At 49.0% G+C, this 16,544-nt stretch carries 9 protein-coding genes and 1 pseudogene; all 10 read left to right on the top strand.

From position 1 onward, the window contains the following. Positions 1 to 104: 104 nt before the first annotated feature. A pseudogene (locus tag B5F38_RS06480) lies at positions 105 to 1,859 on the top strand (DNA topoisomerase); the annotation flags it as partial. Positions 1,860 to 2,025: 166 nt separating this feature from the next. Continuing rightward, positions 2,026 to 2,478 carry a DUF1896 domain-containing protein gene (locus tag B5F38_RS06485; RefSeq protein WP_162611675.1) on the top strand — a complete coding sequence of 151 codons (453 nt, stop codon included), beginning with the start codon at positions 2,026 to 2,028 and terminating at the stop codon, positions 2,476 to 2,478. Then, on the top strand, positions 2,468 to 8,320 hold the full coding sequence (locus B5F38_RS06490) for an N-6 DNA methylase (protein WP_087408496.1): 5,853 nt from the start codon (positions 2,468 to 2,470) through the stop codon (positions 8,318 to 8,320). The genes B5F38_RS06485 and B5F38_RS06490 overlap by 11 nt, the downstream gene beginning before the upstream one ends. A 101-nt stretch (positions 8,321 to 8,421) precedes the next feature. Next, positions 8,422 to 9,243: a helix-turn-helix transcriptional regulator gene (locus tag B5F38_RS06495; RefSeq protein WP_087408497.1), complete on the top strand. Its 822-nt coding sequence runs from the start codon at positions 8,422 to 8,424 to the stop codon at positions 9,241 to 9,243. A gap of 79 nt (positions 9,244 to 9,322) precedes the next feature. Then, the gene (locus tag B5F38_RS06500; protein ID WP_087408498.1) at positions 9,323 to 9,943 is read left to right on the top strand and encodes a CatA-like O-acetyltransferase, family 2; all 621 of its coding nucleotides are present in this window, start codon (positions 9,323 to 9,325) and stop codon (positions 9,941 to 9,943) included. 250 nt (positions 9,944 to 10,193) lie between these two features. Beyond that, complete coding sequence (locus tag B5F38_RS06505; protein WP_087408499.1) at positions 10,194 to 11,483, top strand: MATE family efflux transporter; 1,290 nt, start codon at positions 10,194 to 10,196, stop codon at positions 11,481 to 11,483. A gap of 12 nt (positions 11,484 to 11,495) precedes the next feature. Further along, a complete protein-coding gene (locus B5F38_RS06510; protein ID WP_087408500.1) occupies positions 11,496 to 12,113 on the top strand; it encodes a CatB-related O-acetyltransferase in 618 nt (205 codons plus the stop codon). A gap of 5 nt (positions 12,114 to 12,118) precedes the next feature. Further along, entirely contained in the window at positions 12,119 to 14,428 is a 2,310-nt protein-coding gene (locus B5F38_RS06515) for an ATP-binding protein (RefSeq protein ID WP_087408501.1), read from the top strand. Beyond that, on the top strand, positions 14,421 to 15,743 hold the full coding sequence (locus B5F38_RS06520; RefSeq protein ID WP_087408502.1) for a sigma-54 dependent transcriptional regulator: 1,323 nt from the start codon (positions 14,421 to 14,423) through the stop codon (positions 15,741 to 15,743). The genes B5F38_RS06515 and B5F38_RS06520 overlap by 8 nt, the downstream gene beginning before the upstream one ends. 276 nt (positions 15,744 to 16,019) lie before the next feature. Then, positions 16,020 to 16,442: a dihydrofolate reductase family protein gene (locus tag B5F38_RS06525; RefSeq protein WP_087408657.1), complete on the top strand. Its 423-nt coding sequence runs from the start codon at positions 16,020 to 16,022 to the stop codon at positions 16,440 to 16,442. Positions 16,443 to 16,544: the final 102 nt, after the last annotated feature.

The raw sequence follows: 16,544 nt of genomic DNA on the forward strand, positions 1-16,544 counted from the left end.
TTGTAAGTATTAAATATAACTATCTCATAATCAAATACGAATAGAATTCTACTTTGGATAATCTTTTACTTTGGATAATCGCGATTATCTAAAGTTGTGATAAGCGTGAAGGTGAGCTTATCTTCCGATACCTCTACCATTATATCGGATGTACTACGCCTTTCGTACGCCTGTGGATAAGCTCGCTCACCGACAAGGCTATCCGCGAGGGACTGCGCAACCTTGAAGCGGGAAGCAAGTATGACAACCTCTATCTTGCCGCCAAAGCACGGAGCGAATCCGACTGGCTTGTGGGCATCAACGGCACGCAGGCACTCTCCATCGCTGCCGGACACGGCACATATTCCGTCGGACGGGTGCAGACACCAACGCTGGCGATGGTGTGCGCACGCTATTGGGAGAACCGCCGCTTCACGGTGGAACCGTTCTGGCAACTCCATATTGCCACTGACAATGGCAACGGCGAAGTGGTGAAATTCTCTTCTTCTGAGAAATGGAAAGAGAAAGAGCCTGCCACAACGCTATATAATAAGGTGAAGGAAGCTGGCTTTTTTATTGTCACGAAAGCAGAACGCAAGGAGAAGACGGAGGACACTCCGCTTCTGTACGACCTGACCACGCTCCAAAAGGAAGCCAACGCCAAGTACGGCTTCACGGCAGAACAGACGCTTGAAATCGCGCAGAGGCTCTACGAGAAGAAGCTCATCACATATCCGAGAACCGGCAGCCGCTACATCCCCGAAGACGTGTTCACGGAAATCCCCAAGCTGCTTGCCTTCATCGGCAATCTGCCCGAATGGAAAGGCAACGTCAATCCGAAAGCCATGCCTACACGCCGCAGCGTGGACGGCGGCAAGGTAACAGACCACCATGCCCTGCTCGTCACGGGCGAGAAACCTCTGTTTCTATCCAAAGAGGACAACATCATCTATCAGATGATAGCCGGACGCATGATTGAGGCTTTTTCTGAAAAATGCGTCAAAGACACCGCTACTGTTACGGCGGAGTGTGCCGGAGCGGAGTTCGTGGCAAAAGGCAGCATCATCAAACAAGCCGGGTGGCGTGCCGTCTATGGCGAGGAAGAAAAAGAGGAAACCATCATCCCCGGCTGGCAGGAAGGCAATACGCTGACACTGAAAGCTGCCTCCATCACGGAGGGCAAGACCAAGCCCAAACCGCTGCATACCGAAGCGACCCTGCTGTCCGCTATGGAAACGGCTGGCAAGGAGATAGAGGACGACGCACTGCGGCAGGCTTTGAAGGACTGCGGCATCGGCACACCCGCCACCCGTGCCGCCATCATCGAAACGCTCTTCAAACGGGGTTACATGGAACGTTGCAAGAAGTCGCTCGTGCCCACCGAAAAGGGGCTTGCCCTCTACTCAGTCGTAAAAATGATGCGCATCGCCGACGTCGCCATGACGGGCGAATGGGAGAAGGAACTGGCACGCATCGAGCGCGGGGAACTGCCCGCCGACACCTTCCGCAAGGAGATAGAGGCGTACACGCGGGAGATTACATCCGAACTGCTCTCGTGCGACAAGCTGTTCGCCCGCAGAGATTCCGGCTGCAAGTGTCCCAAGTGCGGAACGGGCAGTATGCAGTTCTACGGCAAGGTCGTCCGCTGCAACAATGCGGAGTGCGGGCTGCCCGTGTTCCGCCTGAAGGCAAACCGTACCCTCACCGATGACGAGATCAAAGACCTGCTCACCGACGGACACACGAAACTGCTCAAAGGCTTCAAGAGCAAGCAGGGCAAGAGCTTCGATGCCGTGGTTGCCTTTGACGGGGACTACAACACGACTTTCGTGTTCCCCGAAAGGAAAACGGCCAAGAAATTTTCAGGACGGAAGAAATAGTATTAACTTTGCCACTGATTCAGAGTAATGAACTGTTCTTCGATACCGGATTACACTCATACTTTGGACTTAGTGGTGGCACTCGGAGGGATACCGAGTGCCTTTTCTTTCTCCTTTCAGACAATTATCCCGATCATGATTTACCAATCCACTAAATTCCAAAGTAATGAACAACAAGAAGAAAAACGAGGGGCAAACCGACTTTTCCTACTACGGTCTGTACCTGCTGGACTATCTCAGAACGAACAAATTTGAACAAGCGACCGACGAAGCCTTCATCCGTGAACGCGCCGACCGTGCCGCCGGAACGTATGAATGGGCAAGGCTTGAAGGCTATCCCGCCGATGGTGCGCAGGAACTGGCGATGCGCACGCTGCTGGAGGGGCTTCACTACTCCAAGTACGCCATCCTCCGCGAAGTCGTAGAGAACGAGTTTTCCGATGACGTGCCGGAAGCGAAGCGTGAATCTTTTACCCGAAAACTGCTGCCACTTGTCGGAAACGTATTCTACATTTATAACCTCTCGGACGATAATTTCGCCCTGTCGCCCGATTATGACCTGCTCTACACGGAGCTGACGGGGGCTGTCGTCCTCTACATTGAGGAATATGGCGTTTAACCGCAAACAAAGGCTGCGGGACAACATCGAGGCGATACGGACGGCATTTATCCTTTACAGGGAACAGAGAACGGCAACAACCGAGGAACAGGCGATACTCCGGAAGTATTGCGGTTTTGGCGGCCTGAAATGTATTCTGAACCCTGCAAAGGAACTGACGGATGCCGTCCATTGGGCGAAATCCGACCTCGAACTGTTTGCCCCTACCGTGGAACTGCACAGGCTGATACGGGAGAACAGCCGGAACGACATGGAGTACAAGCGGTTTGTGGATTCGCTGAAAGCGTCCGTGCTGACAGCCTTCTACACTCCGAAAGAGATAACAGACACCATAACCGATGTGCTGGCGGATTACAGTGTCCGCCCGTCGCGTGTGCTGGAGCCGTCGGCCGGTGTCGGCGTTTTCGTGGACGCCGTGCTGCGGCACAATCCTGACGCGGATGTGATGGCATTTGAAAAAGACCTCCTCACGGGTACTATCTTGCGACAGCTTCACCCCGACAAAAAGATGCGCATAGACGGTTTCGAGAAAATCGAAAAGCCGTTCAACAACTATTTCGACTTGGCGATGTCCAACATCCCGTTTGGTGACATAGCCGTGTTTGACGCTGAATTTCAAAGGAGCGAATCTTTCGGCAGACGCTCGGCACAGAAAGCCATCCACAACTATTTTTTCCTAAAAGGACTGGACATGGTGCGCGACGGCGGCATCGTGGCTTTCATCACGTCGCAGGGAGTGCTGAACAGTGCCAAGACTTCCGTGCGCAACGAACTTTTCAGTCAGGCGAATCTGGTATCGGCAATCCGCCTGCCCAACAACCTGTTTTCGGACAACGCGGGGACAGAGGTGGGCAGCGACCTGATAATCCTGCAAAAGAACCTGCACAAGACGGAACTGTCGCAGGATGAACGGCTGCTGACCGTGATACAGACGGATACGAAGACAAATCTGACGGACAACGCCTATTTCATCCATCATCCCGAACGTATCGTGCATACGAACGCAAAACTCGATACCGACCCTTACGGCAAGCCCGCTATGGTTTATCTGCACGAGGGGAAAACCGCAGGTATCGCGGAGGACTTGCGACGTATGCTTGACGAAGACTGCCATATGAGGCTTGTCATGCGCTTGTATTCGGGCGCAATCGGGCAAGCGAGGGAGCAAAAAGCGGTTGCCGTTGAAGTCAAACCGGAACAGCCTGCCATGAAGCCGGAAGCGATAATTACGGTACGGACGGAAGAAGCCCAAGCAGAAAAACCGCAACCAATAGCAGAAAAGCAGGAGATAGAGCCACGTCGCCCGCAGTATTCGGCTGGCGTGCAACTCTCCCTGCTCGATCTCTGGGGCATGACCGAAGAAGTCAATAAGCAGGACGTATCCGCAAAGAAGAAAAAGACGGCTAAAAAGGAAAAGACGGCAAAGCGTACCATTCCCAAACCGAAACCGCTGATTACGGCAGTTCCTCCTGTTGAATCCGTCAAGCCTACAACCGAAAACAGGGAGATAAAGCCGGAAGATACCGGGAAGCAAAGCGACCCTGAAGATATTTATGCCACTTTGGATTGGGAAACCAATCCGCCCATCAACGGCTTCTACGAAACGATGATGAGCCTGACACCGGAACGGCGCAAGGCTCTACGGCTTGAAGCGGAACGACACAGACAGGAACAACTGAAAAAGTCGGGTGTCAAGGACACGATGAAGCCTGCCTTTGTGCCTTCGCCAGATAACAAACCGGAGCAAAAGGAAGTAGCAAAACAACCCGAAGCACAGCCGGAGGCAACTCCCGTTACTGTTACGGACAATAGCCCAAGTGAGAAGGCAACCACTTCACTATTCCCTGAATTTGAAACGGAAAAGCCGAAGGAGGAAGCCCCCGACCTTACGCCGCGTCCCTATCACCGCACGCCGGAAATGCACCTGCGCGAAGGGTCGCTGGTGGCAAACAGGGCACGCGACATCGGTTACCTGAAGGACATCACTCCCTACGGCGCGACCTTCCAGCCGCTTGGACTGACAGGTTATCAGAAAGAGAAAGCGTTGCTGTATGTATCGCTCCGTGACGCATACGAGCGGTTGTACCGCTATGAATCGAACAGACATGAGGAAAATGTACCTTGGCGTGAACACCTGAACACCTGTTACGACGAGTTTGTCATGCGTTATGGCAACCTCAACGCCAAACAGAATGTGAAGTTAGTGATGATGGATGCCGGAGGGCGCGACATCCTTTCGCTGGAACGTGCGGAAGACGGCAAGTTCGTCAAGGCGGACATCTTCGACCGTCCCGTTTCCTTCTCGGTGGAGAACCACGCCAACGTTGGTTCTCCCGAAGAAGCCTTGTCCGCATCGCTCAACAAGTACGGTACGGTCAATCTCGACTATATGCGGGGGATAACAGACAGTACGGAAGAGGAACTGCTCAATGCCCTCAAAGGACGTATCTTCTACAATCCGCTCGTAACCGGTTACGAGATTAAAGACCGCTTCATCGCGGGAAACGTGATAGAGAAAGCGGAGCGCATAGAGGCATGGATAGACGGCAATCCCGAAAGCGAAAGATTGCCAGAAGTGAAACAGGCTTTGGAGGCTTTGAAGGAAGCCGAACCGCAGCGTATCGCCTTTGAAGACCTCGACTTCAACTTCGGTGAACGTTGGATTCCCACGGGCGTGTATGCCGCCTACATGAGCCATCTTTTCGACACGGACGTGAAAATCGCCTATTCCGCCAGCATGGACGAGTTTTCCGTGGCGTGCGGCTACCGCACCATGAAGATCACGGACGAGTTTCTGGTAAAGGGCTATTACCGGAACTATGACGGTATGCACCTGTTGAAACACGCTTTGCACAACACCTGTCCTGACATGATGAAGTCTATCGGCAAGGATGAGAACGGCAATGACATCAAGGTGCGCGACAGCGAGGGCATACAGCTTGCCAACGCCAAGATTGACGAAATCCGTAACGGGTTCTCGGAATGGTTGGAAGAGCAGTCGCCACAGTTCAAGGAGCGGCTTGTGACGATGTATAACCGCAAGTTCAACTGTTTCGTGCGCCCGAAGTATGACGGCTCGCACCAGACCTTCCCCGACCTCAATCTGAAAGGATTGGCAAGCCGTGGTATTCAAAGCGTTTATCCGTCGCAGAAGGATTGCGTCTGGATGATAAAACAGAACGGCGGCGGGATATGCGACCATGAAGTCGGAACAGGTAAAACGCTGATAATATGCATTGCAGCGCATGAAATGAAGCGTCTGAACTTGGCGCATAAGCCGATGATTATTGGTCTGAAAGCCAATGTCGCGGAGATTGCCGCCACTTATCAAGCTGCCTATCCGAATGCCCGCATCCTCTACGCTTCGGAAAAGGATTTCTCGACCGCCAACCGTGTGCGTTTCTTCAACAACATCAAAAACAATGACTATGATTGCGTCATCATGTCGCATGACCAGTTCGGCAAGATACCACAGTCACCGGAGTTGCAGCAACGCATCCTGCAGGCGGAGCTTGACACGGTGGAGGAAAACCTCGAAGTCTTGCGGCAGCAGGGCAAGAACGTGTCGCGTGCGATGCTGAAAGGGCTGGAAAAACGCAAGCACAACCTTGAAGCGAAGCTGGAGAAAGTGGAACACGCCATCAAGTCGCGCACGGACGACGTGGTGGACTTCAAGCAGATGGGCATCGACCACATTTTCATAGACGAGAGCCACCAATTCAAGAACTTGACCTTCAACACACGGCATGACCGTGTGGCGGGGTTGGGGAACTCGGAAGGAAGCCAGAAAGCCCTGAATATGCTCTTTGCCATACGCACCATACAGGAGCGTACTGGCAAGGACTTGGGGGCGACATTTCTTTCCGGCACGACCATATCCAACAGCTTGACGGAATTGTACCTGCTCTTCAAATACTTACGTCCGAAGGAACTGGAACGGCAGGATATTCGATGCTTCGACGCATGGGCGGCGATTTTCGCCAAGAAGACGACCGACTTCGAGTTCAACGTGACGAACAACGTGGTGCAGAAGGAGCGTTTTCGCTACTTCATCAAAGTGCCGGAGCTTGCCGCCTTCTACAACGAAATCACCGACTACCGCACGGCAGAGGACGTGGGTGTGGACCGTCCGCACAAGAATGAGATATTGCACCACATCCCGCCCACACCCGACCAAGAGTATTTCATCAAACAACTGATGGAATTTGCCAAGACGGGCGACGCCACGCTGTTGGGCAGGTTGCCGCTGTCTGAAACGGAGGAAAAGGCGAAGATGCTCATCGCTACCGACTACGCGCGGAAGATGGCTTTGGATATGCGCATGATAGACCCCAATTATGAAGACCATCCCGACAACAAGGCGAGCCACTGTGCCAAGATGATAGCGGAGTATTACCATAAATACGACGCGCACAAGGGAACGCAGTTCGTCTTCTCGGATTTGGGTACATACCAGCCGGGCGACGGGTGGAACGTGTACAGCGAGATAAAGCGGAAACTGACGGAGGATTACGGCATACCGGCAAGCGAGGTGCGCTTCATTCAGGAGTGCAAGACCGACAAGGCACGCAAGGCGGTAATAGATGCCATGAACGCCGGAACGGTGCGCGTGTTGTTTGGCTCTACCTCCATGCTCGGAACGGGCGTAAACGCGCAGAAACGGTGCGTGGCTATCCATCATCTTGATACGCCGTGGCGACCGTCCGACCTGCAACAGCGTGACGGACGGGGAGTTAGAGCCGGAAACGAGATTGCCAAGCATTTTGCCGGAAACAACGTGGATGTCATCATCTACGCGGTGGAGAAATCGTTGGACAGCTACAAGTTCAACCTGCTGCACTGCAAGCAGACGTTCATTTCGCAGCTCAAAAGCGGAGCGATGGGAGCACGTACCATCGACGAGGGAGCGATGGACGAGAAATCGGGTATGAACTTCTCGGAGTATATGGCGTTGCTCTCCGGCAATACCGACCTGCTTGACAAAGCGAAATTAGAGAAGCGTATCGCCTCGCTCGAAGGGGAACGCAAGTCGTTCAACAAGGGTAAGCGCGATTCGGAGTTCAAGCTGGAATCCAAGACGGGAGAACTGCGTAACAACACGGCTTTCATCGAAGCTATGACGGAAGACTGGAACCGTTTTCTTTCTGTTGTGCAGACGGATAAAGAAGGCAGCCGCCTTAATCTTGTCAAAGTGGACGGCGTGGATTCAACGGATGAGAAAGTTATCGGAAAGCGTTTGCAAGAGATCGCCAAGAACGCCACGACGGGCGGACTATACAAGGATGTCGGAGAACTTTACGGCTTCCCGATAAAAGTGGTCAGCGAGCGTATTCTCAAAGAGGGACTGGAATTTACCGACAACCGCTTCGTGGTTGAAGGAAACTACAAGTACACCTACAACAACGGGCATTTGGCGATGGCTGATCCTATAGCCGCCGCACGAAACTTCCTAAACGCATTGGAGAGGATTCCGTCCATCATCGACCAGTACAAGGCGAAGAACGAGGTGCTGGAAAAAGAGATTCCGCAGTTGCAGGAAATAGCGGGCAAGGTGTGGAAGAAGGAGGACGAACTGAAACAGTTGAAATCCGAACTTGCTGCGCTCGACCGAAAGATACAGCTGGAACTTGCTCCACCTACTCCGGAAGCGGCCGAAAAAGAGAAGGACGGGCAGAAGATCAAGCCCGTTTCGGAAGGTGTACGGAATGTGCCGTTACAACACACTGGGGAATCCCCACAGATACGCAGTCCGTCAGGCAACTTCATTACTGACCGTGTCATCATTGGACATCCGGGATTGTATGCAAAAGATGAAAACCGACCGAAAGGATTGAAAATATAATTCTTATCATAGAAACGACTTTGTCATTATGCGCAGTCGTTTCTATGTTTCATTTACCTCTTTTTACTTCGTAACCAGCACAAAATTACTACTTTTGTAAAATGATTCAAGAGAAGTTCAAATTTTACAAGCCATGTAAGCTATTGCAACCTTACGTGAGATATTATTGGGTATTCAAAAGTAACCAGTTTTTGAATACCCTGACTTTTCCTATCGGTTGCCCTCAGATCATCTTCCATAAACAAGTACCGTTATATATCCCTGAACTGAATGTTACACAAGAAAAAATCACCATCAGCGGACAAGTTAATTTCTCGTCACACCTATATGCTGACGGCAATACAGAAATGATAGTGGTTGTATTCCACCCTCACGCTATGAGTATGTTTCTGAACATGCCGACATCGCTCTTTTACAATCAAGAAGTGTCCGGTTACAGCCTTGAAAACAAAAGTTTGAATGAACTGGCTACACGAATATTCGACTGTGAGAATAATTCTATTTGCATAAGCTATATAGAAAAATGGCTGGTGTCACAAATTGCCGATAATTTAGCTGATACCGCATACAGAATTAAAAGAATAGATGCCGCCATACAGCAAATATATATCACTCCGCAAATCTCTGTAAACGAATTATCTTCTATTGCCTGCCTAAGTAAAAAACAGTTTGAGCGGTTGTTTCATTCATTTGTAGGCATCAATCCCAAGGAATATACCCGTATCGTCCGCTTCCAAAAAGCTTTGGCGCAGATGCAGCATCAAGCGGGCAAAGAAATCAATCAGGCACAAATAGCATACGCCAGCGGTTATGCCGACCAGTCGCACTTTATCCGGGAGTTCAAGAAATTCTGCGGATATACGCCCATGTCTTTGCTGAAAGTATCAAATCCATATTCCGATTTGTTCACCAATCCCGTGTAAATGTCCCGTTTGTTCTATCCGGGGTCAAACGCTTATCCTACTTTTGCCGCCTGATTCATTAAAGAAAATAGCATTAAGTATGAAAGAAGTAAATCCCCAAGAAACCAGCCGGGCATACGCCTTTGAAATGTGGATGAACGCACCCATGCCGATGGTGACGTTCTTTAAGACACTCAACGTGTCACGCCTTGTGAAAATCAGCCGGAAATCGGGCATGAAGTTTAATATGTTAATGTGCTGGTGTATCGGCAAAGCCGCAAGAAACGTGAAAGAATTTTATCTGCTGCCCGTTGGCGGTAAACTGATGCAGTACGATACCATTGCAGTAAACACCATTGTCGCCAACAGAGAGGGCAAGGTAAGTTCATGTGATATTCCTTTCTGCGATGATTTATCTTTGTTTAACCAACACTATCTGCAACTTACCAAACAAGTGGTTGAAAGTTGCGTTAATCACGACTTGACGGAAAGCATGGTTATCGGAACTTCCGCATTGGCACAATATGAAATAGACGGTGCTGTCGGGATGTATAGCGGCATTTTTAATAATCCGTTTCTTATTTGGGGCAAATACAAACGCCGCCTGCTGAAAACGACGCTCACCATTTCTTTCCAGTTCCACCACACGCAAATGGACGGGGCACACGCTTCCCGATTTTTAGACGGGGTTCAGAAAGAAATTAATAAATTGAGAATATAAGTTCAGGAAAAAACGCTATCTTTGCAGAACTAACAGAAAAAGAAATAGTTGTTCAACAATATGAAATGGCAGTTGTGCATATAGCTACGCTCAACGAATAGCACTCTAAAAGCTTGCTATTGAGCAACTGACGGGCTTATATCAAGTCTGTCATATGTTGCATTGCCAATAATTCCCTTATATAGTTACTAAAGCACTCGTTACGCTGCTACCGGCAGTGTGGCTTGTCGTTTCATATTGGTTTGAACAAATGAATTACACCTATAAGAAAATCTGGCTCATCGCTTTCCCTGTAATGATGAGCATCCTTATCGAACAACTGATAAACATTACTGATGCCTTATTCTTGGGGCACGTGGGTGATGTGGAACTGGGCGCATCTGCCCTTGCCGGAATATGGTTCTTGGCAATTTATATGCTCGGCTTCGGGTTCAGTTTGGGGTTGCAAGTGGTAATTGCCCGCCGTAACGGAGAACAGCAGTATGCGGAAACGGGAAAAACGTTCTTTCAGGGATTGTTTTTCTTGCTGATACTGGCGGTACTCCTCTGTCTGCTATCCAAGATATTTTCTCCCGTTCTGTTGAAACATCTGATAACTTCGGATGATGTCTATAATGCGGTTATCCGCTATTTGGATTGGCGTATTTGGGGATTGTTGTTCTCTTTCCCGTTCCTTGCCTTACGTTCGTTTTTGGTAGGCATTACACAGACAAAATCCCTGAACATGGCGGCTTTCACAGCCGTACTGGTAAACATTCCGCTGAACTGGCTCCTGATATTCGGTTTCGATATGGGTATATCGGGAGCGGCTATCGCATCTTCATTTGCCGAAATGTGTTCGCTGGCTGTATTGGCTGCATATATGTTTCGGCACATTGATAAAAAAGCGTATGGCTTATACTGGCGTATTGATATAACGATATTGAAAAAGGTATTTTCTATCTCGGTATGGAGTATGCTCCAGTTCTTTACAAGTGTAGCCATTTGGTTTCTGTTCTTCGTGGCTATCGAACGTTTGGGAGAAACGGAATTGGCAGTATCGAACATTGTAAGAAGTGTTTCCGCACTGTTTTCCGTTATCGTCAATGCGTTGGCAGGTGTCACCGGTTCTTTAGTGAGTAACCTGATTGGAGCAGGTGAAAAGAAAAAAGTATTTCCGCTTTGCCATAAGATTATCCGTTTAGGATATGCGACAGGCATTCCATTGATTGCTTTTGCGTTGTGCTTTCACCAGCCCATTATAGGGGCTTATACGGAAAATCCTGCTATCGTACAGCTTGCATGGTCGCCTTTTCTTGTCATGCTATTAAATTACTTTTTTGCACTACCCGGTTACGTTTATCTGAATGCTACAACCGGAACGGGAGCGACACGGACGGTATTCATTTTTCAGGTGACAACTACTATTGCTTATCTGTTCTGTTTGTGGGGATTCGGTTATTGTAACGTCCCGTTAGCGGCATATTGGGCAGTGGAATACTTATATGTGATACTGCTTGGTACACAATCCGTCATTTATCTTAAATATAAACAATACTAAGAACTGAAAGTTATGATGAACAAGATATATCCCCGTAAAGGTGACACGCAAACCGTTTATTTGAATGCTGTCGTAAAAGACCCTTCTATCGAAATAGGTGACTATACCATTTACAATGATTTTGTTTCAGACCCGTGTCTGTTTGAGCAAAACAACGTATTGTATCATTATCCCATTAACCATGAACGGCTGATAATTGGAAAGTTCTGTTCTATTGCTTGCGGTGCAAAATTTCTGTTCAACTGCGCCAATCATACCCTGAAATCACTATCGACTTACACGTTCCCGCTGTTTTATGAAGATTGGGAATTGGATAAGGCAGATGTGGCTTCCGCTTGGGACAACAAAGGCGACATCGTAATAGGCAATGATGTATGGATAGGCTATGAAGCCGTTATTATGGCTGGTGTCCATATCGGTGACGGGGCTATTGTTGGCACAAGGGCGGTTGTGACGAAAGATGTGCCGCCCTATACCATTGTAGGTGGTATCCCCGCAAAGGAGATACGAAAGCGGTTCAATCCTGATATAATAAATCGGATGCAGGCTTTGAAATGGTGGAATTGGCCGGTAGATAAGATACGGGAGCTTATGCCTTATCTGAAAGATGGACGTTGGGATAAATTATAGGCAACATGAAATCAATCAAGAATCTAATTTCACTCGGCTATTTGCTGATGGTACTATTGGTTATCGGCATAATGTATATTTGGCGTAAAGAATGGTACGAATTAGAGAAATTGGAAGTTCAGAATCGTCATATAGATACTTTTCGCCAAGAATCGCACGAAATATTAGTTCTTCTTATTGAACTTTCTTTATCAGGCGAGACTGTATTGGAATGGGAATATACAGATTTGGAACATTACCATTATCAACGCATGGCAATGGACAGTATGCTATGCCGTTTCAAAACGATTTATCCGACAGATCGCATAGACAGTGTACGCCATCTTCTCGAAGATAAGGAACGACAAATGCGTCAAATCGTGCAGGTATTTGAGCAGCAACAAGCCATCAATTATAAGATCACTCGTCAAGTACCCATAATCGTACAGAAAAGTGTGCAGGAACAACCGCAAAAACCGAAACGGAAAGGATTTCTCGGCATATTCGGCAAGAAAGAAAAGCCAAAGCCAACCGTGACTACAACAATGCTCCGTTCCCTCAACCGGGACATAATAGCCGAGCAGCGGGCACAAAGCCGCCGTCTGTCGGAACACACCGACAGCCTTGCGGCACGAAACGCGGAACTTAACCGGCAACTGCACGGATTTATACGCCAGATGGATAAAAAGGTGCAAGCCGATCTGCAAAAACGGGAAGCCGAGATAACCGCCATGAGGGAACAGTCGTTTATGCAGATAGGTAGCCTGACAGGATTCGTCCTCCTCCTGCTGGTAATCTCATATATCATCATACACCGTAATGCCAACCGAATCAAACGGTACAAACAGAAAACGACTGATTTAATAGGACAGTTGCAACAGTCGGTAGAGCAAAACGAGGCTCTGATAGCCTCTCGCAAGAAAGCCGTGCATACTATCACGCATGAACTGCGCACGCCGCTGACAGCGATAACGGGTTATGCCGGACTAATGCAAAAAGATTGCGATGTTGATAAAATCGGGTCATATATCCAAAACATTCAACAATCATCCAATCGGATGCGTGAAATGCTCAACACGTTGCTAAGTTTCTTCCGTCTGGACAACGGAAAGGAACAGCCGAACTTTGCCCCGTGCAGAATTTCAACAATCACCCACACACTTGAAACTGAGTTTATGCCTGTTGCAATAAGCAATGGTCTGGCTCTTACGATAAATTGCCACACGGATGCCGTTGTTTTGACCGATAAGGAACGCATCTTGCAAATCGGGAATAATCTTCTGTCAAATGCCATCAAGTTTACCGAGAGCGGCAGCGTATCCCTGATAACGGATTATGATGACGGTCTGCTGAAACTTATCGTCGAAGATACGGGTACGGGCATGACCGAAGAGGAACAGCGACGGGTATTCGGTGCGTTTGAACGTCTGTCAAATGCCGCCACAAAAGACGGTTTCGGACTGGGATTGTCCATCGTGCAACGTATCGTGGCAATGCTTGGTGGTGTAGTACGGCTGGAAAGTGAGAAAGGCAAAGGCAGCTGTTTCACTGTGGAAATCCCCATGCAGACAGCCGAGGAACAGCCGGAACAATCCCGTCAAGGATATGTCCGCCAAAATGAGGCATATCATGAGGTAATCGCCATTGATAATGACGCAGTGCTGCTCCCGATGCTGAAAGAAATGTATGCACAGGAAGGAATACACTGTGACACCTGCACCGATGCTGCGGAGCTGATAGAACTGATACGAAAAAAGGAATACAGCCTTCTTCTGACTGATCTAAATATGCCGGATATAAACGGTTTCGAGTTGTTGGAACTGTTGCGCACTTCCAACGTTGGCAATTCAAGGGATATCCCGGTGGTGGTGACAACCGCTTCGGGCAGTTGCAGCAAGGAAGAACTTATGGATCGTGGTTTTACCGGTAGCCTGCTCAAACCGTTCTCCATATCGGAACTGATGGAGATTTCAGACAAATGCGCCATAAAAAGCAACCAGAATGAAAAGCCGGATTTCACCTCCCTGCTGTCATACGGTAATGAAGCCGTCATGCTGGAGAAACTGATAGCGGAAACTGAAAAGGAAATGCAGGCGGTCAGGGAGGCGGAACTACGGAAAGACCTTCAGGAACTGGACGCCCTGACACACCACTTGCGCAGCTCGTGGGAGATACTCCGTGCCGACCAGCCATTAAGGGAACTTTATAAACTGCTTCATGGGAGTACCGATACAGATCATAAAGCACTGACCGATGCAGTGACTGCCGTATTGGATATGGGCGCGGATATTATCCGATTGGCAAAAGAGGAAAGGAGAAAATATAATTATGGATAAGACAAAAATCATCGTGGTGGAGGACAATATCGTATATTGCGAGTTTGTCTGTAACCTGCTGGCACGCGAGGGATTCCGCACCGTGCAGGCTTTCCACCTCTCGACCGCGAAGAAATATCTGCAACAGGCCTCAGACGGGGACATCGTGGTTTCCGACCTGCGTCTGCCTGAAGGCGACGGTATCGACCTGCTGCGTTGGATGCGCAAGGAGGGGATGATGCAGCCTTTCATCATCATGACCGACTATGCCGAAGTGCATACGGCGGTTGAAAGCATGAAACTCGGCTCGCTGGACTACATACCCAAGCAGCTTGTTGAGGACAAACTTGTCCCTCTGCTAAGGAACATATTGAAAGAACGGAATATCGGACGAAACCGTATGCCTGTGTTCTCACGTGACGGTTCGGCGTTCCAAGTCATCATGAAACGAATTAGGCTGGTGGCTCCTACTGATATGAGCGTGCTGATATTCGGAGAGAACGGGACTGGTAAGGAGCATATCGCACACTTGTTGCACGACAAGAGCAAACGGGCAGGAAAACCGTTTGTAGCGGTGGATTGCGGTTCACTCTCCAAAGAGCTTGCGCCGTCGGCATTCTTCGGACACGTCAAAGGAGCGTTTACGGGTGCGGACAATAGCAAGAAAGGTTATTTTCATGAAGCGGAAGGCGGCACGCTGTTCTTGGATGAGGTTGGCAATCTCGCAATGGAAACTCAGCAGATGTTACTCCGAGCCATACAGGAACGGAGATACCGCCCGATAGGTGATAAGACGGATAAAAGTTTCAATGTCCGTATCATCGCCGCCACCAACGAAGATTTGGAGACAGCTGTGAATGAAAAGCGATTCCGGCAAGACCTGTTATATCGTCTGCATGACTTCGAGATAACCGTCCCTCCATTGCGTGACTGTCAGGAGGACATCATGCCGTTGGCTGAGTTCTTCCGTGAGGCAGCGAACAAAGAACTGGAATGCGACGTTATCGGATTTGACGGAGAAGCCCGTAAAACATTGTTGACCCATGTTTGGCCGGGCAATGTCCGTGAGCTTCGGCAGAAAATCATGGGTGCGGTGTTGCAGGCGCAAACTGGACTTGTCACGAAAGAACATCTGGAACTTGCCGTGACAAAACCGACCTCACCCGTCAGTTTCGCACTGCGGAATGACGCGGAAGACAAGGAACGGATTTTACGTGCGTTGAAGCAGGCGAACGGTAACCGCAAGGTTGCCGCCGAACTGCTCGGAATCGGGCGTACAACGCTGTACAGCAAGCTGAAAGAGTATGGATTGAAGTATAAATTTCAGCAACCATAGCCGAAAATTCGCGGAATTTTGCTATCTTTGCATAACATTTGAAGGTAAACGGCGATTGGGGAGCCTTTCGCCGCCAATATATAACATAAGACCGCAAGGCGTCCTAATGGAAATCTGGTAAATTTACACTACGGAGACGATTGCGTGATGCTTATGCTATGCCTACGCATAGCGTGCATTCACGTACTCTCCGTAAAGGCTTTACCAGAGCCTCCATTAGAAGTAGTGTGGATTGCACGCTACTTTTTGCTCCTTGCCCAACGAAAGGAAAAGGCTATGGGTAAAGTTCAGATTCTTGCCGTCCTCACGATGGACGGGTGTCATTCTTCAGAATTATATGGCAAAGCGTATGCGGATTTACGCCTTGACCGCTGCGATATTGACAAAATAAGGGAAAACGCGCTTTACCATATCACGCCGGACTACTCCATCTCCATGCTGGACGAATGGCGGAAAGACAATACAAACACCTGTTATCTTGCAGAAGCCACTCCCGACAATTCGGACTATATCAACGGACTGTTGCGTATGCGGGTGGTGGATGAGATTATCCTATATACCGTGCCTTTCATATCGGGAACGGGACGGCATTTCTTCAAGTCGGCACTACCCGAAGCACGCTGGACACTCTCCTCACAAAAGAGTTATTCCAACGGAGTATGCCGGAGCATCTACATACGCATGGAAACTATGAAATAGCCAGGATGTTCCATAGAAGAACACTTTTATAATCCGTTTAATAAAGCAATGTTCTGAAAAAGAACATTTTCAGAAGATTATAATTCATGTCGGATAAAAAAT

Source organism: Barnesiella sp. An22 (assembly GCF_002159975.1).
GTDB lineage: Bacteria > Bacteroidota > Bacteroidia > Bacteroidales > Barnesiellaceae > Barnesiella > Barnesiella merdigallinarum.

Bases quoted from the DNA above. Each gene is read 5' to 3' on its own strand.
- B5F38_RS06520 (WP_087408502.1), top strand. From the start codon at position 14,421: ATGGATAAGACAAAAATCATCGTGGTGGAGGACAATATCGTATATTGC.
- B5F38_RS06495 (WP_087408497.1), top strand. From the start codon at position 8,422: ATGATTCAAGAGAAGTTCAAATTTTACAAGCCATGTAAGCTATTGCAA.
- B5F38_RS06525 (WP_087408657.1), top strand. From the start codon at position 16,020: ATGGGTAAAGTTCAGATTCTTGCCGTCCTCACGATGGACGGGTGTCAT.
- B5F38_RS06490 (WP_087408496.1), top strand. From the start codon at position 2,468: ATGGCGTTTAACCGCAAACAAAGGCTGCGGGACAACATCGAGGCGATA.
- B5F38_RS06485 (WP_162611675.1), top strand. From the start codon at position 2,026: ATGAACAACAAGAAGAAAAACGAGGGGCAAACCGACTTTTCCTACTAC.
- B5F38_RS06500 (WP_087408498.1), top strand. From the start codon at position 9,323: ATGAAAGAAGTAAATCCCCAAGAAACCAGCCGGGCATACGCCTTTGAA.
- B5F38_RS06505 (WP_087408499.1), top strand. From the start codon at position 10,194: ATGAATTACACCTATAAGAAAATCTGGCTCATCGCTTTCCCTGTAATG.
- B5F38_RS06510 (WP_087408500.1), top strand. From the start codon at position 11,496: ATGATGAACAAGATATATCCCCGTAAAGGTGACACGCAAACCGTTTAT.
- B5F38_RS06515 (WP_087408501.1), top strand. From the start codon at position 12,119: ATGAAATCAATCAAGAATCTAATTTCACTCGGCTATTTGCTGATGGTA.